General features: G+C 69.6%; 16 protein-coding genes. 9 read left to right on the top strand and 7 right to left on the bottom strand.

Features of this window, described 5'->3' with window-relative positions:
- Positions 1 to 132 precede the first annotated feature (132 nt).
- From GF068_RS04355 to GF068_RS04320, 8 genes are all read left to right on the top strand, one after another.
- The gene (locus GF068_RS04355) at positions 133 to 2,532 is read left to right on the top strand and encodes a heavy metal translocating P-type ATPase (RefSeq protein WP_170319295.1); all 2,400 of its coding nucleotides are present in this window, start codon (positions 133 to 135) and stop codon (positions 2,530 to 2,532) included.
- A 1-nt stretch (position 2,533) separates the two neighbouring features.
- The gene (locus GF068_RS04350) at positions 2,534 to 2,728 is read left to right on the top strand and encodes a cytochrome oxidase (RefSeq protein WP_153817980.1); all 195 of its coding nucleotides are present in this window, start codon (positions 2,534 to 2,536) and stop codon (positions 2,726 to 2,728) included.
- Positions 2,703 to 5,096 (top strand): cytochrome-c oxidase, cbb3-type subunit I, encoded by a 2,394-nt coding sequence (gene ccoN, locus GF068_RS04345; protein WP_153817979.1) that lies wholly within the window; start codon positions 2,703 to 2,705, stop codon positions 5,094 to 5,096. Before GF068_RS04350 ends, ccoN begins: the two co-directional genes overlap by 26 nt.
- Before the next feature lie 16 nt (positions 5,097 to 5,112).
- Entirely contained in the window at positions 5,113 to 5,316 is a 204-nt protein-coding gene (locus tag GF068_RS04340; protein ID WP_153817978.1) for a hypothetical protein, read from the top strand.
- 4 nt (positions 5,317 to 5,320) lie between these two features.
- Positions 5,321 to 5,920: a c-type cytochrome gene (locus tag GF068_RS04335; protein ID WP_153817977.1), complete on the top strand. Its 600-nt coding sequence runs from the start codon at positions 5,321 to 5,323 to the stop codon at positions 5,918 to 5,920.
- A 53-nt stretch (positions 5,921 to 5,973) separates the two neighbouring features.
- A complete protein-coding gene (ccoG, locus tag GF068_RS04330) occupies positions 5,974 to 7,392 on the top strand; it encodes a cytochrome c oxidase accessory protein CcoG (RefSeq protein ID WP_240806590.1) in 1,419 nt (472 codons plus the stop codon).
- A complete protein-coding gene (locus GF068_RS04325; protein WP_153817976.1) occupies positions 7,389 to 8,114 on the top strand; it encodes an urease accessory protein UreH domain-containing protein in 726 nt (241 codons plus the stop codon). The genes ccoG and GF068_RS04325 overlap by 4 nt, the downstream gene beginning before the upstream one ends.
- 150 nt (positions 8,115 to 8,264) lie before the next feature.
- A complete protein-coding gene (locus GF068_RS04320) occupies positions 8,265 to 9,536 on the top strand; it encodes an NAD(P)/FAD-dependent oxidoreductase (RefSeq protein WP_153817975.1) in 1,272 nt (423 codons plus the stop codon).
- Here GF068_RS04320 and GF068_RS04315 read toward each other — a convergent pair whose 3' ends face one another.
- From GF068_RS04315 to GF068_RS04295, 5 genes are all read right to left on the bottom strand, one after another.
- Positions 9,537 to 10,325 carry an HAD family hydrolase gene (locus GF068_RS04315; protein ID WP_153817974.1) on the bottom strand — a complete coding sequence of 263 codons (789 nt, stop codon included), beginning with the start codon at positions 10,323 to 10,325 and terminating at the stop codon, positions 9,537 to 9,539.
- A gap of 54 nt (positions 10,326 to 10,379) precedes the next feature.
- Positions 10,380 to 11,429: an FIST signal transduction protein gene (locus GF068_RS04310; protein ID WP_153817973.1), complete on the bottom strand. Its 1,050-nt coding sequence runs from the start codon at positions 11,427 to 11,429 to the stop codon at positions 10,380 to 10,382.
- A 95-nt stretch (positions 11,430 to 11,524) separates the two neighbouring features.
- On the bottom strand, positions 11,525 to 11,785 hold the full coding sequence (locus tag GF068_RS04305; RefSeq protein WP_206079393.1) for a hypothetical protein: 261 nt from the start codon (positions 11,783 to 11,785) through the stop codon (positions 11,525 to 11,527).
- Positions 11,786 to 11,933: 148 nt separating this feature from the next.
- Complete coding sequence (locus tag GF068_RS04300) at positions 11,934 to 13,661, bottom strand: serine/threonine-protein kinase (protein ID WP_153817972.1); 1,728 nt, start codon at positions 13,659 to 13,661, stop codon at positions 11,934 to 11,936.
- Positions 13,662 to 13,733: 72 nt separating this feature from the next.
- On the bottom strand, positions 13,734 to 15,404 hold the full coding sequence (locus GF068_RS04295; protein WP_240806589.1) for an aldehyde dehydrogenase family protein: 1,671 nt from the start codon (positions 15,402 to 15,404) through the stop codon (positions 13,734 to 13,736).
- A gap of 214 nt (positions 15,405 to 15,618) precedes the next feature.
- On the opposite strand from GF068_RS04295, the gene GF068_RS04290 reads away from it, so the two are divergent.
- On the top strand, positions 15,619 to 16,044 hold the full coding sequence (locus tag GF068_RS04290) for a hypothetical protein (RefSeq protein WP_153817971.1): 426 nt from the start codon (positions 15,619 to 15,621) through the stop codon (positions 16,042 to 16,044).
- Here GF068_RS04290 and GF068_RS04285 read toward each other — a convergent pair.
- The gene (locus GF068_RS04285; RefSeq protein ID WP_153817970.1) at positions 16,034 to 16,492 is read right to left on the bottom strand and encodes a SpoIIAA family protein; all 459 of its coding nucleotides are present in this window, start codon (positions 16,490 to 16,492) and stop codon (positions 16,034 to 16,036) included. The two genes, GF068_RS04290 and GF068_RS04285, sit on opposite strands and share 11 nt — an antisense overlap.
- A gap of 97 nt (positions 16,493 to 16,589) precedes the next feature.
- On the bottom strand, positions 16,590 to 18,626 hold the full coding sequence (locus tag GF068_RS04280) for a hybrid sensor histidine kinase/response regulator (protein ID WP_170319294.1): 2,037 nt from the start codon (positions 18,624 to 18,626) through the stop codon (positions 16,590 to 16,592).
- Positions 18,627 to 18,724: the final 98 nt, after the last annotated feature.

The following is an 18,724-nucleotide window of genomic DNA, read 5'->3' as shown; positions in this document are numbered from 1 at the left end:
CCCAAAGCGTCCGCGCATCTCCGTCGAGGTGCAGCCTTTGCGCCGACCCGCAGGGCTTGCGCGCAATACGCGCGACCGGGGATGAATCCGCCCGCAATCGAACTGGTACGCTCGTTGCTCACGGGGCCGCCCATGATTCCAGAACCTCGCGACAGTCGATGCCTCCATTGCGGCGGGCCGCTCCCCGCGGCCGCCCAGGAGGGGTTTTGCTGCGCGGGTTGCCGGTTCGTCCACGACCTGCTCCACGAGGAGCAACTCGAGCGGTATTACGCCCTGCGAGGCGACAAAGGCGAGGCCGTCACGGCCGTCGCCGCGGGCCGGGACCAGAAATGGCTGGAGCCGCTCGAAGCGGAGCTCGGGCGCGCCGAGGGCCTGCACCGGCTGGAGCTCGACGTGCAGGGTTTGTCGTGCGCGGCTTGCGTGTGGCTCATCGAGCAGCTCTTCCGCCGCGAGCCGGGGGGCGCGGGCGTCGTCGTGAACCCCGCCCTCGGGCGCATTCGGCTCACGGTCTCGCGCGCGTTTCCCCTGCGGCGCTTCGTCGCGCGGGTCGAGTCGTGTGGTTATCTGCTCGGACCGAAGCTGAAGAGCGAGGAGAGCCCCTCGAATGGGCTGCTCCTGCGCATGGGGATCGCCGTCGCGCTCGCGATGAACGGGATGATCCTGGCGATCTCGGTGTACGCCGGCCTCTCGGAGGGGCCGCTCCACAGGCTCTTCCTCGCGCTCTCGTTCGCGCTGGCGACGGCGAGCGTGCTCGTGGGCGGCTCGTATTTCGGAAAAACCGCCCTCGCCGGCCTGCGCCGAGGCGTCCTGCACCTCGATTTGCCGATCGCCCTCGGCATCCTGCTCGCGTACGCCTCCTCCACGTGGGGATGGCTCGCGCACGGGCTCACGACCTATTTCGACACGCTCACGGTCTTCGTCGCCCTCATGCTCGTCGGCCGTTTCTTGCAGATGCGCCTCATCGAGCGGAACCAGAAGCGCCTGCTCGAGAGCGACGGCGCCGAGGGCATTTATACGCGCAGGCTCGAGGGAGACGCCGTCGTCCTGCGGCGCGCCGTCGAGATCCGCGAAGGGGATACCCTCGTCCTCGCGCCCGGCGACGTCGTCCCGGTCCCGGCCGCGATCCTCGGCGGGGAAGACGCCTCTTTTTCGCTCGACTGGGTGAACGGCGAGAGCGCGCCGCGCGTCTTCCGCGCCGGAGGCACCGTCCCCGCCGGCGCATTTCTTTCGGGCACGCGCGCCCTGACCGTCCGCGCCGACGCCGATTTCGCCGCCGGCAGCCTCGTCGATTTGCTCCGCGCCCCGCCCGGCGAGGGCCGCGACGAGCGCGGGGGCGGCTACTGGCGCACCTTCGCGCGGGTCTACGTGGCGGCCGTCCTCGTGATCGCGGCGATCGCGCTCGGTATCGGGTATCTCGCCACGCACGACGCGCGCGCCGCGCTCGAGCGCGTCACCGCGGTCCTCATCGTCACGTGCCCCTGCGCCTTCGGCATTGCCACGCCGCTCGCGTACGAGCTCGTCTCCGCAAAGCTCCGCAGGGCCGGCCTCTTCGTGCGGTCGGCGAGCTTCCTCGATCGCGCCGCGCTCATTCGAACGGTCGTCTTCGACAAGACGGGCACCTTGACGACCGGCAAGCTGCGCATCGAGGACACGTCGCCGGCCTCTTTGCTCTCGCCCGAGGAAAAACGAATCCTCAAGAACCTCGCGGCGCGCAGCACGCACCCGAAGAGCGCCGCGCTGGCCGCGGCCCTCGGCACGGACGAGTTCGCCCAGGAGCTCGACGCGCGGGAGGTCACGGGCCGCGGCGTCGAGGTCCTCCACGAGGGCCACCTCTATCGCCTCGGCGCGAGCGCCTGGATCGACCCGGCCGCGACGGACGGTGATGCCGACGTGGCATTCGGCAAAGACGGTCGGATCCTCTGCGCCTTCCATACCGTCGAGGATCTCCGCCCCGACGCGGCCGCCGAGGTCCACGCGCTCCGCGCCATGGGATACGACGTCGGCATTCTGAGCGGCGACCTCGAGGAGCGCGCCCTCCGCGTCGCCGCGGTTTGTGGGATCACCCCCGAGAAGACGGTCTCCGGCAAGAGCGCGCAGGAGAAGGCGCAATGGGTGCGCGAGCACGACCGCGGGGATCTGCTCTTCCTGGGCGACGGGATCAACGACGCCCTCGTCGCGACCGAGGCCACGGCGAGCGGCACGCCAGCGATTGATCGACCTTTCCTCGCGGCGCGCGCCGATTTCTACCTCGTCACGCCGGGCCTCTCGCCCGTGCGCAATGCGCTCGCCTCGGCGCAACGTTTGCGCCGCGTCCTCGGAATCACGCTCTCCATCGCGCTCGCTTACAACGTCGTGACGGTGGCCCTCTCCTGCGCGGGTTTCATGACCCCGCTGCTTTGTGCCGTACTGATGCCGCTCTCGTCGCTCAGCACCATCCTCGCGGTCCTGTTTTTGCTTGGTGAAAAGGTGCCGGCCGCGGACGCGGCGGCCTGCCCCTTGCCCCCGCCGGGGGCGCGTCTCCGGACGGCTTGAAATGGATGCGATTTACCTCCAGATCTTCGTGAGCTTTTTGCTCGTCCTGGGCTCGATTCTGCTCTTCGCCTACAGCGCGCGTCAGCGCGACGACGAGCACGCCGATCGGCTCGCCCTCCTGCCGATCGAGGATGAGAAGACCAACCCCCCTAGCGGAGGAAAACAAGATCATGTCGGCTCGGCCCATCCTCGCTGAAACCTCGCACGAGGCAGCGAGTCCTTATCGCGCGGACGTCCAGCGACGGACGATCACCTACGACGACCAGATCGCGCGCTGGTTCGTCTTTGCATCGGTCGCGTGGGGGATCGTGGCCATGCTCGCGGGGGCGCTCGCCGCCCTCCAGCTCGCGTTTTTCAAGGCGAACGTCCTGCCGATCCTGTCGTACGGCAGGCTCCGGCCGCTGCACACGAACGCGGCCATCTTCGCCTTCGTCGGCAACATGATGTTCGCCGGCGTGTATTACTCGACGCAGCGCCTCGTCAAGGCGACGCTCGCCTCCAGGCTCCTCGGGCGTATCCATTTCTGGGGCTGGCAGGGCATCATCGTCGCCGCCGCATTGACGCTGCCGCTCGGCTTCACCCAGGCCAAGGAGTACGCCGAGCTCGAGTGGCCGATCGATCTCGCCATCACCGCCGTGTGGCTCGTCTTCGCGGTGAACTTCTTCTGGACGCTGGCCAGGCGCGCCGAGAAGCAGCTCTACGTCGCGGTCTGGTTCTACATCGCGACGATCGTGACCGTGGCGGTCCTGCACGTGGTCAACGCGCTCTCGATCCCCGTCTCGCTCCTCAAGAGTTATTCGGTCTTCGGCGGGGCGCAGGACGCGCTCGTGCAATGGTGGTACGGGCACAACGCCGTCGCGTTTTTCCTGACCACGCCGATCCTGGGGATCATGTATTACTTCCTCCCCAAGGCGGCCGAGCGGCCGGTCTACAGCTACCGGCTCAGCATCATCCATTTCTGGGCGCTCGTCTTCGTGTACATCTGGGCGGGCCCGCACCATTTGCTCAACACGGCGCTGCCCGACTGGGCGCAGACGCTCGGCATGCTCTTCAGCCTCATGCTCTGGGCGCCGAGCTGGGGCGGGATGCTGAACGGCCTGCTCACGCTGCGCGGCGCGTGGAGCCGTGTGCGCGAGGATCCGGTCCTCAAGTTCTTCGCGGCCGGCGTCACGTTCTACGGAATGGCCACGTTCGAGGGCCCGCTGCTCTCGATCAAGAGCGTCTCGTCGCTCGCCCATTACACCGACTGGATCGTCGGCCACGTCCACGGCGGCGCGCTCGGCTGGAACGGCTTCATGGCCGCCGGCATGTTCTACTGGATGGTCCCGCGCCTCTTCGGCACGAAGCTCCATTCGCGCCGCGCGGCCGAGATCCATTTCTACATCGGCACCGTCGGCATCCTCCTCTACATCATCGCGATGTGGGTGAGCGGTATCACGCAGGGCATGATGTGGCGCGCCGTGGATGCGCAGGGCAACCTGATGTATCCGAGCTTCGTCGAGACGCTCATCGCGATCCGGCCGATGTACTGGATGCGCCTCTTCGGCGGCACGCTTTACCTCGCCGGTATGATCCTGATGGGCTGGAACCTCTACAGGACCGCGAAGAGCGGCGAGGCCGTCGACGGCGAGGCCGAGGTGGTCGTGGAGGTCCGGCAGGAGAAGGAGGTCGACTGGAAGCGTATCGTCTTCGGCCCGCCCGTCGTGATCGCGGCCGTGGCCCTCGTGCTCCTCTTCGCGATTGCATTCACGAACCCCGTGGGCACCGCGGGCCTCTTGCTCCTCGCGGGCATCGTGGGGTTCGCCGGGATCTTCGTCCTCACCCTCGTGAAGCGAAGCGACAAACCCACGTGGCACGCGATCCTGGAGGGGCGCGCGCTGCTCTTCACGGTGCTGACGGTGATCGCGGTGCTCATCGGCGGCGTGGCGGAGATCGTCCCGTCGATCGTCCTCGGGCAAACCGACGCCGAGCTCGCCAGGAAGAAAAACGCGCCATATCGCGCGCTCGAGCTCGAGGGCCGCGACGTGTACATCAAGGAGGGCTGCTATACCTGCCATTCGCAGATGATCCGGCCCTTCCGCTTCGAGACGTCGCGGTATGGAGAGGTCTCGACGCTCGACGATTCTCGCTGGGATCACCCCTTCCAGTGGGGCTCGAAGCGCACGGGGCCCGACCTCGCGCGGCTCGGCGGCAAGTATCCGAACGTCTGGCACTGGCAACACATGATCGATCCGCGCTCAGTCTCGCCCGGCTCGAACATGCCCTCGTACGCGCACCTCGAGTTCACGCGCGTGGATTTCGCGGACGCGGCGAGCAAGCTCCGCGCGATGCGGAGCGTGGGCGTGCCGTACACGCCCGATGAGATCGCGGCCGCGCCCGCGGACGCTGCAAACCAGGCCGCGGAGATCGTCAAGGACCTCGAAGCCCAGGGCATCGCGGCGAACCCGACGAGCGAGCTCGTGGCGATCACCGCTTATCTGCAGCGGATCGGCAAGAACCCGCCGCCGCCGCCGCCGCCGGCCGGGCCCATGCCCGTGACGATGAGCGACGAAAAGGCGCATTGAAGGCAGGAGGACACACGTGAAACAAGCATTCCTCGCTCCCATCGCAGAGAGCCCGCTGCTGCTCTTGCCGCTCTCCGCGCTCTTCCTGTTCCTCGCCGTCTTCGCGGGCTGGGTGATCCGCACCTATTCGAAGCGCCCCGAGGCCTACGCCGACGTCGCCGCGTTGCCCCTCTGCGACGACGCCGGCAGGAACCGCGCCCCGAACACGCACCGGAGGTGACCTCATGTCGACGGAACGACACGTCACGACCCAAGAGACGCCGCCCCCCGACTCGGGCGACGCGATCGTCCACGAATACGATGGTATCCTCGAGGCCGACAATCACCTGCCGCGCTGGTGGCTGATGACGCTCTACGGCGCCATCGCCTTCAGCGCCGTTTACTGGCTGGGGTACGAGGCCTTCAAGACGTTGCCTTCGCCCGGCGACGCGTACGCGATCGAGCAGGCGAAGGCCGCGGAGGCGGAGGCCGCGAAGCTCAAGGCGATGGGCGCCGCGAGCGACGAGAACCTCGTCGCCATGTCGAAGAACCTCGCCGCCGCGGCCGAAGGGAAGGACGTGTTCGCGAAGAACTGCGCGAGCTGCCACGCCGCGAGCGGCGGCGGCGGCATCGGGCCGAACCTCACGGACGTGGCCTGGCTGCACGGGGGCAAACCCATGCAGGTGTACGCGACCATCAAGGATGGTTATGTCAAAGGAGGTATGCCCGCGTGGGGCGCGCTCATCGGTGAGGAGCGCGTCCGCCTCGCGGCGGCTTATGTGCTCTCGATCAAGGGCACGAACGTCCCGGGGGGCAAGGCGCCGCAAGGCGCGTCGGAGCCGTAATCGAGATCCGGGGGGCCATCGACGAGGAGCGCGGGTTTTCCCGCGGGGTCACCATGTCGCGAGTCCATTTGCCGGTGCTGCCGTCCGAGGGCGGGGAGATGCAGAGCTCCCTGCGCGCGGACGGCAGCCGAAACTGGGTGCAACCTGCCGACGTCCGCGGTCGCTTCGCCCGCGCGCGCAAGGTCGTGTTTTTGCTGCTCGTCGCATTCTGGGCCCTCGTGCCCTGGGTGCGTATCGACGGCCGGCCTGCGCTCATGCTCGACGTCGAGCACCGGCAGTTTTTCCTGTTCGGCGCGACGTTCAACGCGCAGGACCTGTGGCTCCTCTTTTTCCTGCTCACGGGCATCGGGTTCTCGCTCGTCTTCCTCACGTCGCTGCTCGGCCGCGTATGGTGCGGATGGGCTTGCCCGCAGACCGTGTTCCTCGAAGGCCTCTTCCGCCCCGTCGAGCGCCTCCTCGAGGGCCCCCGCGAAGCACGCATTCGCCGCGACAAGGGCCCCTGGAACGCCGACAAGATCGCGCGAAAGGTCGGCAAACACCTCGCGTTCGTGGTCCTCGCGGCGTTCGTCGCGCACGTGTTCGTCGGGTATTTCGTGAGCGTGCCGAGGCTCTTCGAGATGATGCGGAGCCACCCCACCGAGCACCCCGAGGCCTTCGCCTGGGCCGCGGCCCTCACGGCCGTGTTTTACGGCAACTTCGCCCGCTTCCGCGAGCAGCTCTGCATCGGCCTCTGCCCGTACGGGCGCATGCAATCGGTGCTGATCGATCAGGACTCGCTCGTCGTCGGTTACGACAAGAAGCGGGGCGAGCCACGCGGCAAGGCCTCGGATCCGGAGGCGGGCGCCTGCGTCGATTGCAAGCGTTGTATCGCGGTTTGCCCCACGGGGATCGACATCCGCAACGGCCTGCAGCTCGATTGTATCGCCTGCACCGCCTGCGCCGACGCCTGCGACGAGGTGATGGACAAGCTCGGGCGGCCCCGCGGCCTCGTGCGGTACGACTCGCTGAATGGCCTCGCGGGCGGAAAGACGCGTTTTTTGCGGCCGCGCGTGTGGCTCTACCTCGCCCTCGGCGTCCTCGGCCTCGTGGTGGCGACCGTCGCGACGCGGACCCGCTCGACGTTCGAGGCGAACCTCCTGCGCGTGCCGGGCATGCCCTTCGTGCTCGACGGCGACGAGGTGCGGAATGCATTCACGATCCACCTCGTGAACAAGCGCCCGGACGCGGCGACGTTCCGCGTCGAGCCCGAGCCCGCGCCGGGCCTCGCCTGGGTCGTGCCGATGGGCGAGCCGACGGTCGCGGGCCTCGGGGGCATTTCGATCCCGGTCGCGGTGACCGCGAAGCGGGCCGAGATGAAGGGCAACCTGCCCATCCGGATCCGCGTGCGTGGCCCCGAGGGCGAAAAGGTCGTGGAGGGGACGTTCGTCGGGCCCACCGCGGGGATCGGGAAATCGGAGGGACGGGCGCCATGAGCCTGTGGATCTCGCTGGGGACGGCGGCCGCGCTCGGCGCGACGAGCGGGGTGCATTGCGCGGCGATGTGCGGGCCTGTCGCCGCCGTCGGGGCGAGCCGGGAAGGGCGCCTCGACGGGAGGCGGGCCCTCGGATATCTCGGCGGTCGGGCGCTTGGTTATGCGGCGCTCGGCGGGGCCGCGGGGGCGCTCGGGGCCCCGCTCGCGGGTGGTTCGGCCGGGGCGGCGGTGCGGCTCGTGCTGGCCGTCGTGGTGGCCGTGGCGCTGCTGTATCGAGCGATCGTGCTCGTGAAGCCCAGGGCCGGGGAAAAACTCCTCACGCTGGGGCGCGGACCGCGGACGTCGACCCTTTTCCAGAAAATCGTCCGGTACGTCCCGCGGCGCGGCATCGGATTGGGGGTCGCGACCGCGCTTTTCCCTTGCGGGGCGCTCTTCGCCGCAGTAATCGCGGCGGCCTCCGCCGGCGCCGCCCCCGTGGGCGCGGCGATGATGCTCGTGTTCGCCGCGGCGAGCGCGCCGCTCCTGATGCTCCCGGCGGCGGCCCTCTCGTCGAACGTGGCCTCGAGGTTCTCCGGGCGTTTTGCGCGAAAGGTCGGGGCGATCGCGCTCGTCGCGACGGCCGCGTGGGTGGTGACGCCGCCGATTCGTGCCATGCTGGCGCCCGCGCGGGAGCACGCATGTTGCGCGTCCGCCGGGGGAGGGGACGCGTTTCCCCTGCGCTGAAACATCGTGAAACGTTCTTGATACAATCCTGGAACGCGCGCGGGGCTCGTCCCGGGGCTTTTCGCGCGCTGGCGCGTACGTCTTGTGGTGGCATCCTGCTTGCTCACGCGCCCTGGGGAACCAAACGCGAAGATTGGGAGAGGAAACGAGATGGCCACGATCACGCCCGCATCGACCTCCACGAAAAATAGCCGACCACGGTCCGAGCCTCCGGCGGAGCTCGGGCGCGCGCGTGTCGTCATCATCGGCGGCGGAACGGCGGGGATCTCCGTGGCCGCGCGCCTGTCGCGCGCCGGCGTCACGGACCTCGCGATCATCGAGCCCTCCGAGAAGCACTATTACCAGCCCCTCTGGACGCTGGTCGGCGCCGGCGTCGTGAGCGCAGAGCAAACCGAGCGCGACGAGGCCGCCTTCATCCCCGACGGCGCTCGCTGGATCAAGGACTTCGCCGAGGAGATCGATCCCGTCGCCCAGACCGTGCGCGTGCGCGGCGGCGGGCGCGTCGGTTACGATTTTTTGGTCGTCGCCCCGGGCATCCAGCTCGACTGGGACGCGGTCCCGGGCCTGCGCGAGGCGCTGCAAACGGAGAGCGTCTCCAGCAACTACGACGTCCGCCTCGCCCCGAAGACGTGGCGCCTCATCGAGTCGTTCCGCGGCGGGACGGCCATCTTCACGCACCCCGCCGGCCCGATCAAATGCGCGGGCGCGCCGCAGAAGATCGCGTACCTCGCCTGTGATCACTGGCGCAAGACGGGGATCCTCGATCGGTCGGACGTGATCTTCGGCTCGGCGCAGAAGTCGATCTTCGGCGTCACGGAGTTCCGCGTGGTGCTCGAGCAGGTCATCGAGCGGTACGGCATCCAGACGAAATTCGAGCGCAACCTCGTCGAGGTGAACCCCGACCGCAAGGAGGCCGTCTTCGCCGTCGTGGGCGACCCGAGCGGCGCCCGCGAGACGATCCGCTACGACATCATGCACGCCGTGCCGCCGCAGAGCGCGCCCGATTTCATCAAGCGGAGCCCGATCGCGCACGCGGACGGCCCGAACAAGGGCTGGGCCAAGGCCGACAAACACACGATGCAGAACCCGGAGTACCCGAACGTCTTCGCGCTCGGCGACGCCTCGGAGCTGCCGACCTCACGCACGGGCGCGGCCATCCGCAAGGAGGCGCCGGTCCTCGTGGAGAACCTGCTCGCCGTGATGAACGGCAAGGAGCCGACCGCGAAATACGACGGTTATGCGTCGTGCCCGCTCGTGACCTCGTACGACACGATGCTGCTCGCCGAGTTCGATTACAGCGGCAAACCCACGCCGTCGATCCCGCTCATCAACACGCAGAAGGAGCGGCACGACATGTACCTGCTCAAGCGGTACGGCCTGCCGTGGATGTACTGGAACCTGATGCTGCGCGGTCTTTCCTGATCAAGCCGCCTTCCTGCCCCGCGCGAGTGTCCCGCGCGCGAGCGCGTCCCGATCCACCTCGTCGAGTGATTGCACCACGAGGTCGGCCCCCGCCGCCCAGAGCAGCTCCTCGTCCCCGAGGCGCGCCACCCCAAGCGCGTGCATCCCTCCGGCCTTCGCCGCCTGGATCCCCGCCGTCGCGTCCTCCACCACGAGCGCCCCCTCGGGCCGCACGCCGAGCTCCGCGGCGGCCGCGAGGAAGATGTCCGGGTGCGGTTTGCCCCGCGGAAACGTCCTGCCGCAGACGTTCGCGTCGAAGAGGTCGACGAGCGTCGTGCCGGGCTCCTTCCCCAGCGGATCCGGCCGGATGCCCGGCATCGGCTCGGGCACCACGATCCGCGCGAGCAGCTCGTTCGCGTTGCGCGACGACGACGCGACCGCCATCGGCAAGCCCATGTCGCGCATGGCGAGCACGAACCGGAGCGCGTCCGGGAAGGCCTCGAACGCGCCCTCCTGGATGAGGCCCACGATCTTCGCCTGCTTGCGCGTCGCGTACTCGGCCGCGAGGCCCGCGGCGTCGGGCACGCCGAAGTACTCGAGCGCCGAGCGCGCCCCGTCCTCGCGTGGCTTGCCCGCGACCTCCGCGAGGTAGACGGCCGTGTCGAAGCCTGTCGGCGTGTACCGCGATCGCCCCGCGATGTCCCGCCAGGGGCCCTGCATGAGCTCCTCCAGCGTCTCCCGCCAGGCTCGCTCGTGGGGTGAATCGACGAGCACGCCATCCACATCGAAGAGGATCCCCTCGAACGCCATGCGGGGTCCGTGGAGCCCCGAGGGGCGCGCCGGAAGCCCCGGCGTTCCAGGCGATCAGCCGAAGAGGAGCATCGTGGCCGTCTGGTTGACGTGCCCCAGGAACTGCTCGCCGTACGTGCTGAACCCGATCGCCGGGATCCCCTCGAAGAGCGCGCCGTACGGCTCGCCGAGGCCCCGGCTCTCGATCTCCAGGCAACGAAGCACGCAGTCGAAATCGATCAGCGCCGACGCGCCGCCGAGCTCCGCGCGGGCCTGCGAGAGCGCGCGGCGCGTGTCCTCCACGATGTCGCTCGCTTCGAGCACCGTGAGGACCGTCCCTTCGGGCACGTTGCAGTAAAAGACCACGCTCTCGCCGCGGATCTGCTGCGGGCTCCGCACGTAGGGCTCGCCCTCGACCATGAGGCCGAGCGGGTGGCGCATGAAGTTTCCCGCGAGCTCGCCCGCCGGGATCCCGAGCACCTCGGCGTACCGGCTCGCCGCGGGTTTGCCGTCGAACGCGTGCACCACGCGCGCGGCCTCATCGCAGCCCGTCACGCGCAGCGTGCGATCGAGCGGGCGGAAGCTCTGCGTCTTGAGCACGCGGAACGGCACGGCAGGCTCGAGCACGAGCAGCACCGCGGCGCTCGGATACGCCCTGCCGCCCTTCGCGACCCACGTGGCCGAGAACCTCAGGTCGTCGCCCGCCGAGCCGCCGAGGATCGGGATGTCGGTGAGGTCGCCGAGCCGATCCATGAGCCGCTCCTCGGCCATGCTGAGCCCGTCGACGAGCAAGAGGCCCACGTGCTTCGACGGATCCAGGCTCGCGAGCGGGCTGCCGAGGTGCGCTTCGAGCGGCGCGAGCGCGTCCTTCACGTCGGCGCGGCCGCGCAGGTCGTCGATCACGGCCGCGGCCGCGTCGCGCACGACGTCTCCGCCGAGCCCCATGGCGACGACCGAGCCCTTGCGCCACGTGTGGCCCTCGAGCTCTCCGGCCGTCGTGCAGCCGACCACGAGCGCGCCGGGGAACGCGCGCTGCATCGCCTCGGCGAGCGCGCGGGGATCCCGGTCGCCGCCGGCGAAATACAGGACCACGACGGGCTCGACCGGCGCGAGCCTCTCGCGCATCAGGCGAGCGACGTCGCTTTCGCGACTCTCGGTCGCATGAGCAGTTCGAACGGGCACGTTGACACTCCTCCTCGCGTGCTCTCGAAGGTGATGGGCTAGCGGTGGTGGTTGCCGGAGGACGGCGGCGGTCGCCACGACACGCCCGCGCCTGGCCCGGACGGCTCGACGCCGAGCTCGCGCGCGAGGGCCTCGAGCTTGCGCACGACCGCGGGATCGTCGGGCGAGGTGTCCGTGTATTGCGCGGGATCGATGCCTTTCAGCATGAGCTTCGCGCGGACGAACCCCGCCATCGTCGGGTTCCCCCGCGATCGGTGGGCGACGATGGCGTCGATGAGCTGCTTGACCTTCCCCGACATGATGTTGCGAGCACGCGCCGCTGAAACCACGACGCGTCACTCGCGCGCCGGGGGCCATCATCGCACGAACGTTACGTCACCCCCAACATCTCTCTTTTCCCCCTCTCCCGCGCGCGGGAGAGGGGGCTAGGGGGTGAGGGCGAGGGGGCTAGGGGGTGAGGGCCGCCGCCGCCGGCGCCGCGCCCGCGAGCTCGGCGAAAAACGGCGCGAGATCGGCCCGGCCTCGGAGCGGCGCGCAGAGCCGCCCCGACGAGCGCAGAAGCTCGAGCTCGAGCTTCTCGGCGCGCCGGCCGACGTCCGCGAGCGCGACGAAGTGCTTCGCTTTGCGATCCTCCATCGCCCGATCCGCGATCACGAGGCTGTGGCGCAGCTCCCGGATCTGCTGGTCCACCTCGGCCACGGCGCGCTCCTTTTCCACCGCGGCCGCCTCGACCTCGAGCTCCGCGTGGCGCGCGTTCGTCCAGAGGTCGACGAGATCGGCGAGCGTGCGGTATGCGGCCGCGAGCTCGCGGTACGGCTCGTGAAACCCGCTCCGGCCCTCCCAGAAGACCACGTCCCGGTGCGCGGCGCGCACGCGTGGCGCGAACGACCTCGCGGCCCCGGCGAGCGGCGCGATGCCGGCGCGGGTCGCGCGTGCCTCCTCGCGTGTCCGCGAGATGTCCGCCGTGAGCCGATCCATCGCCTTGCCCTGGCGGAAGCGCCCCTCCTTCCACTCGCGGTGGATCGTGTCGAGCGCGCGTTGCTCCTCGATGCCGCGGGTCCGCAGCTCCGCGAGCTCCTTGACGTGCGCCTTCATCTGCTCGAGCGTCCGCGTGACCTCGACCGGCAGCGCGCCGCCGTACGTCTTCTGGACCAGCCGATCGACGATCTCGACGCGTAGGCTCCAGCGTTGCGCCGCGGTCGCGGCCGAGGGGCGCGGGGGCGGGATGGGGGACGACTCGAGCTCGGGCGGCAAGGGGATCTGCGCGGCCTCGCTGACCTCTTGCAGCGCCGCGAGGACCCGGTGCGCGTCGACGGGCCGGCCGTCCGGCACCTTCGCCATCAGGTCGTAGACGAGGTGGTCGAGCGCGGGCGGCGCGTCCGGCAGGTGCTCGGCGAGGCGCGGCGGCGGCTCGAGCATGTGCTTGTTCAAGATCTGCGCGGGGCTCGGCGCGTCGAAGGGCAACCTCTGCGTCAGCATCTCGAAGAGCATCACGCCGAGCGCGTAGAGGTCGGCCGGAGGGCCCGCGTCCGACGACGTCGCGCGCTCGGGGGCCATGTACTCGGGCGTGCCGAAGACCTCGCCGGCGTTCGTCAAGCGCACGTCCTGCGCGCAGCGCGCGATGCCGAAGTCGAGCAACTTCACGCGGTCTCCGCGGAGCAGGAACACGTTCTCCGGCTTGAGATCACGGTGGATGACCTCGAAGTCGTGGGCGCGGGCGAGCGCGCGGGTCATCTGGACGACGATGGGCAACGCGCGCGCGAGCGGCACGGGGCCGGCCGCGATGATCTCCGAGAGGCTCTCGCCTTCGAGCAGCTCCATCACGAGGAACGGCGTGCCGTCCTCCGCGTCGCCGTGGTCGAAGATCTCGATGATGTTCGGGTGCGCGAGCCTCTGCGCGAGCCTCGCCTCGCGGTTGAAGCGCTCGCGTGTCGTCGCGTCCGAGGCGAGCTGCGGGTTCAAGAGCTTCACCGCGCACGGCCGGTCCGTGAGCAGGAACCTCGCCCGGTACACGGAAGCCATGCCGCCGATGCCGATGAGCTCGTCGAGCACGTACCTGCCCGCGACCGTGGAGCCGAGCCACGGATCGCGGAGCACGACGAGCGCCGACCCGTCGGCGAAGCAGGTGCTGCTCTCGCTCGGGTAGCGGAGGCTGCAAGTGGGACAAGACTTCATGCGGCGCGAGGAGGCGGGGGAGGCGATGGGCGAGCGCGGCCGCGCCCCTCCATCGCCCCGAGAGCAACCTGATTACAGGATCTCGCCGATACGCCGCAAGAGCCCGCCGCCGGAGAAGAGCGCACGGAGCCCCTTGCGGAACCAGCCGTAGCTCTGGGCCGTGTACGGGTACCAGAGTGGATCCTTGCTGCCCATGCCGACGCGCTCGACGCTCACGTGCTTGATGTTGCACATCTCCCGCAGCCCCTCCTCGCCCATGGCCCGGCCGAAGCCGCTGGCCTTGATGCCGCCGAAGGGCACGTCGGGCGTGCCGCCGTTCGTCAGCACGTCGTTCACGAGCACGCTGCCCGCCTCGACGCGCTCGGCGAGCCGCTGGGCGTGATCCCGGTCGCGGGAGAAGACGTAGGCGTTCAGCCCGAGGTGCGAGTCGTTCGCCAGGCGCAGGGCCTCCTCCTCGGTCGAGACGCGCATGAACGGCACGATCGGCCCGAAGATCTCCTCGGTCATCACGGTCATCTGGTGGTTGCAGCCGTCGATCACGGTCGGCTCGAAGAACTGCCCCGGCCCCTCGCGCCGCTTGCCGCCCGCGCGCACGCTCGCGCCCTTCTGCAGCGCGTCCGCGATGTGCTTCTCGGCCACGTCGATCTGGTGCGGGAAGATGATCGCCCCGACGTCGACGAACTCCGCGCTCGGGTCGCCCTGGCGCAGCTCCCGGGTCAGCTCGACGACGCGATCGACGAGCTTGTCGTGCACCTCGCGGTGCGCGTAGACGCGCTCGACGGAGACGCAGACCTGGCCCGCGTTCGAGAAGCCGCCGAAGACGATGGCGCGCGCGGTGCGCTCGACGTCGGCGTCGGCGCAGGCGATGAGCGGGGCCTTGCCGCCGAGCTCCATCACGCAGGGGATGAGCCGCTCGCCGCAGGCGGCCGCGACGCGGCGCCCGGTGGCCACGCTGCCTGTCAGGATCACGAAGTCCGGCTGCGCCTCGATGAGCGCGGCGCCCGTGGGCCCGAAGCCCGGCACGACCTGGAGGAGGTCCTCGGGCAGGCCCGCGCTGTCCCAGACCTCCTTCGCCTTCTGCGCGATGAGCGGCGTGACCTCGCTCGGCTTGATCACGACGGCGTTGCCCGCGAGCAGGGCGATGATCGCGTCGCGCAAGGGGAGCTGAAACGGGTAGTTCCAGGGCGAGATCACGGCCACGACGCCGCGGGGCTTGTAGTGGATGACGCTCTTCCTGTGCTTGAGCAGGTGGAGCTTGACCTCGTGCGGCGCGAGCACGCGCGGCGCGGCCTTGGCGAAGAAGGTCGCGAGATCGGCGGCGACCATCACCTCGTGGAGCAGCGCCTCGTGCCGCGGCTTGCCGCACTCGCGCACGAGCAGGTCGACGATCTCGTCGGCGCGGTCGACGATGGCGTCGCGGAAGCGCAGCACGCGCTCGCAGCGCTCCTCGACGGGCAACGCGCCCCAGGCCTCCTGCGCGCGGCGGGCGCGCTCGACGGCGCGCTTCACCTCGTCGGCGGAGGTGACCTTCACCTCGCCGATGAGCTCGCCCGTCGCGGGCGCGTAGCTCCGGATCTTCGTCGCGGCGTGCCCATTGGCGCCCGGACCGCTCCCCGCAACGTTGCCCGCCCCTCGGTCCATCACCACCTGGCCCATCTCGTCCTCCCTCGCATGAAAGCCGAGCGGCAGGCCCGGCGCATCGTGCTCGTCCGCGCTGGCGTGGGCCGGCGCGGGCGTCGGCAAACGTAGCCAAAGGGGCGGCGTGCTTCAATCGGAGAACTCGCACCTCGGACGGGCGGGGAGGGCAGCGTCCGGAACGAAGGCGCCTGGGCAGCGAGGGCGTCCCTGCCCCGGGGCCGCTCCGGACAGGAGGGCGCTGCCGAATTTCGTGTAGGCGACTTGCGGTGCTTGGCGTTCATCCGAATACATCGTGCCGGGGGAATCGAATATGAAACAGATGCTTCGCACGATCGGGACGGCTCTTTTGCTCGCGGGGGCGGCGCTGCCCGTGATGCCGGGGACGGCGCATGCGATGGATGACCTCGTGGTGTACATCGGCAGCAAGGGCCAGTTCATCCACGGCGCGTTGATCGGCATCCCGATCGTGTATTCGTGTCCGCAGGGCGCCACGTCCCCGGCCATTTCGATGCAAGCGTCCCAGGCGTCCGGAAAAGATGTGGTGGAGGGCCTCGGCTTCGAGGACGTCCTCGAATGCGACGGGGAGCCGAAGGAGACGATGATGCTCGTCTTGCCGAGCAACAAAGAACATTTCCGCCGGAGCCGGGAGGTCGTCGTCGACGTGAACATCTCGGCCTGCGACGGCGCCACGGCGACCTGCGCGGAGGCCGCCGTCGGGCCGGTGCTCCTCTCGTTCAAGCGCTGAGGGGGCGCGCCTCGAGCTCGCGCCTGCGCTTGTCGATCCAGGCGCGCGCCTCCGCCTCCGAGCTCACGCTCACGAGCGGCGGGGCCTGGGGCTGGAGCAGCGACGTGGCCTTGTCGACGAGGGTCACGGCCATGCGTTGCCGGAAGGTGCCATTGAAGAGCACCATGCCCTTGTTCTCACGCCGCACCGGCGTCTTCGCGGCGCGCGTGCGCGCGCCCGGCGTGATGACGCCGAGCCGCCCGAGATCGACGAGCCAGAACACGTGCCCGCGCTCGCTCGTATCGCAGAGCCCGGCGAACGCATCAAAAAAGGCGGTCACGTCGTCCTCGAAGAGATCCCCGCCGAGCCGGATGAAGACGATGCCCGCGCTCTCGCAACGATACGTGTGACGACCCGCGCGGCAAAAGCCGTCGGCCTCGTGAAGGGGCGTCGAGAGGTCGGGAGGCATCCTCCTGGCAGATAACACGCCCCGCCCGCGCCTGGGAAGGCGTACGTGCCGAGCGGAACTCCGCTACCCCCCGCGCGCCTCCCTCTCAGCCCCCCGCTCAGCCCCCGCTCCCGGGCCCGACGCTCGCGATCGCCGCCACCAGGTGCGCCGGATGGATGGGCTTCGCGATGGACCCGCGAAACCCGGCCGACAGCGCCTGCCACGTCTGATCCACCTCGGCCGCCTCGAGCACCGCGATCGACGGCAGGTGCTGCCCGTCCCGCGATCGCAACCTCTCCAGGAACGCCGCGTCGTCCCCGCCGCGTGTCACGAGGTCACTCACCACCACGTCCGGCGGCGCCGATTCTGCCACGAAGGCCACCGCCTCCTCCGCCGACGACACCGAAAAGACCGCCGCGCCGCGCCGTTGCAGCACGTCCGCGCAGAGCGCCCTCGCCTCCACGTCCGGCGTCACCAAGAGCACCCGCGTTCCCTCCAGGATCCTCCGGTCGTACCTCGCCACGCGTGTCGCCGGCGCTCCCTGCTCCGGCCCCTCCTGCGAGGGGAGCGACACCGTGAACGTCGCGCCCGACCCCTTGCCGGCGCTCGCCGCGCTCACCGTGCCTCCGTGCAGCTCCACCAGCTTTTGCACGATCGACAGGCCCAGCCCGAGCCCGCCGTGCTTGCGCTTCGTCGAGGCGTCTTCCTGGCTGAAAGAACGAAACACCTGCGGGAGCCGGCCGTGCGTGATCCCTTCGCCCGTGTCGGAGACCGTGAGCAAGAATCGCTTGCCGAGGTGCTCGAACCGCACGTCCACGCGGCCGCCCGAGGGCGTGAATTTGATCGCGTTGAAGACGAGCTTCCAGGTGATCTGCCAGAGCCGGTCCGGATCCGCCATCATCGAGGCCCCGCTCGAATCCACCTCGCATTCGAACGTCACGCCCTTCGCGCGCGCGAGCGGGCGCAGGGCGTCGACCGCCTCGTGCACGATCGCCGTCGGATCGAGCGGCGAGAGGTGCACCTGCAGGCGCCCCGTGGCGATACGCGAGGCGTCGAGGATGTCCTCGATCACCCGCTGCTCGGCCCTGGCGCTGCGCGCGATCGTATCGAGCCCTCGCTCGGCGCTCGCCCCGTCGAGCGCGCCCGTGGCGAGCAGGCTCGACCAGCCCACGATCGCCGTGAGCGGCGTGTTCAGCTCGTGCGAGATCGTGGCGAGGAACTCGTCTTTCATGATCTCGAAATTCGCGGACTCGGCCTCCTTGCGCGCCCGGTGCGCCGCCTCCTCGGCGCGTTTTTGCTCGTCGATGTCGGTCGCCGTGAGGATCCACCCCCGCACGTGCCCCTCGTCCCGCTGCGGCACCGCGCGCGCGAGGTGCCAGCGATACACCCCGTCCGCGCGCCGGAGCCGCGCCTGCACCTCCACGCCGATCCTGCGCCGGAGCGCCTTTCGCCACAGGGCGAGCACCTGCTTGCGGTCCTCCGGGTGCAGGGCCGCGAGCAGGGCTCTTCCCACGTCCTTCCGGCCCCGGACGCCCGCGTACCGGGACCAGGCGTCGTTCGCGTCGTGAAACGCGCCATTGCCGTGGGTGGTCCACACGCAGATGGGCATGGCCTCGATGATGCCCTGATAACGGCGCTCGGCCCGGCGCTCCATCGCCTCGCGCTCGCGCTCGCGCAGGAGCGCGGCCTGGCGCTTGACGATCTCCTTCTGCCGGAAGAGCTCGACGAGCACCGTCACCTTCGAACGGAGGATGCTCGGCTGGCAGGGCTTGAGGACGTAATCGACGGCGCCGGTCTCGTACCCTTCGAGGATGAAGGACATGCTGCGATGGACCGCGGTGATGAAGAGGATCGGGATGTAGCGGTGGCGCTTGCTGCGCTTGATGAGCTTGACGGTCTCGATGCCGTTCATGTCCGGCATCTGGACGTCCATGAGGACGAGGGAAAAGTCGTGGCGGAGCAGGTGCCGCAAGGCCGCGCGGCCGGACACGGCCTTCACGATCTCGTAACCGAGCGGCTCGAGCGCGGCCTCGAACGCGAGCAGGTTCGCGGCCGTGTCGTCGACGATCAGGATCTTCGGTGTTGGAATCTGGATCTCCGCGCCGTCCTCCCCCTGCCCAAAAGGGCCCTCCGTGTCTTCTCGTCGCTCGCCCATCGCCGCTCCTTCTCGCTCCGGCTCGATGAAAATGCAGTGTATGGTGGGCGAGCGATGGCCCGGGCGGAATCGGACCGTCCCGGCTTCCGGTGTAGGGG

This window comes from Polyangium spumosum, from assembly GCF_009649845.1.
Classification (GTDB): Bacteria; Myxococcota_A; Polyangia; order Polyangiales; family Polyangiaceae; genus Polyangium; species Polyangium spumosum.
The sequence above is the reverse complement of the archived record's forward strand: the minus strand, read 5'-3'. Positions and strand labels throughout refer to the sequence as shown.

What these genes read in the sequence shown, in the direction of transcription:
- GF068_RS04310 (WP_153817973.1), bottom strand. Translation starts at nt 11,429, where the DNA reads ATGCGCGAGAGGCTCGCGCCGGTCGAGCCCGTCGTGGTCCTGTATTTC.
- GF068_RS04280 (WP_170319294.1), bottom strand. Translation starts at nt 18,626, where the DNA reads ATGGGCGAGCGACGAGAAGACACGGAGGGCCCTTTTGGGCAGGGGGAG.
- GF068_RS04355 (WP_170319295.1), top strand. Translation starts at nt 133, where the DNA reads ATGATTCCAGAACCTCGCGACAGTCGATGCCTCCATTGCGGCGGGCCG.
- GF068_RS04320 (WP_153817975.1), top strand. Translation starts at nt 8,265, where the DNA reads ATGGCCACGATCACGCCCGCATCGACCTCCACGAAAAATAGCCGACCA.
- GF068_RS04285 (WP_153817970.1), bottom strand. Translation starts at nt 16,492, where the DNA reads ATGCCTCCCGACCTCTCGACGCCCCTTCACGAGGCCGACGGCTTTTGC.
- ccoN (WP_153817979.1), top strand. Translation starts at nt 2,703, where the DNA reads ATGTCGGCTCGGCCCATCCTCGCTGAAACCTCGCACGAGGCAGCGAGT.
- GF068_RS04305 (WP_206079393.1), bottom strand. Translation starts at nt 11,785, where the DNA reads ATGTCGGGGAAGGTCAAGCAGCTCATCGACGCCATCGTCGCCCACCGA.
- GF068_RS04350 (WP_153817980.1), top strand. Translation starts at nt 2,534, where the DNA reads ATGGATGCGATTTACCTCCAGATCTTCGTGAGCTTTTTGCTCGTCCTG.
- GF068_RS04300 (WP_153817972.1), bottom strand. Translation starts at nt 13,661, where the DNA reads ATGAAGTCTTGTCCCACTTGCAGCCTCCGCTACCCGAGCGAGAGCAGC.
- GF068_RS04325 (WP_153817976.1), top strand. Translation starts at nt 7,389, where the DNA reads ATGAGCCTGTGGATCTCGCTGGGGACGGCGGCCGCGCTCGGCGCGACG.
- ccoG (WP_240806590.1), top strand. Translation starts at nt 5,974, where the DNA reads ATGTCGCGAGTCCATTTGCCGGTGCTGCCGTCCGAGGGCGGGGAGATG.
- GF068_RS04335 (WP_153817977.1), top strand. Translation starts at nt 5,321, where the DNA reads ATGTCGACGGAACGACACGTCACGACCCAAGAGACGCCGCCCCCCGAC.
- GF068_RS04315 (WP_153817974.1), bottom strand. Translation starts at nt 10,325, where the DNA reads ATGGCGTTCGAGGGGATCCTCTTCGATGTGGATGGCGTGCTCGTCGAT.
- GF068_RS04290 (WP_153817971.1), top strand. Translation starts at nt 15,619, where the DNA reads ATGCTTCGCACGATCGGGACGGCTCTTTTGCTCGCGGGGGCGGCGCTG.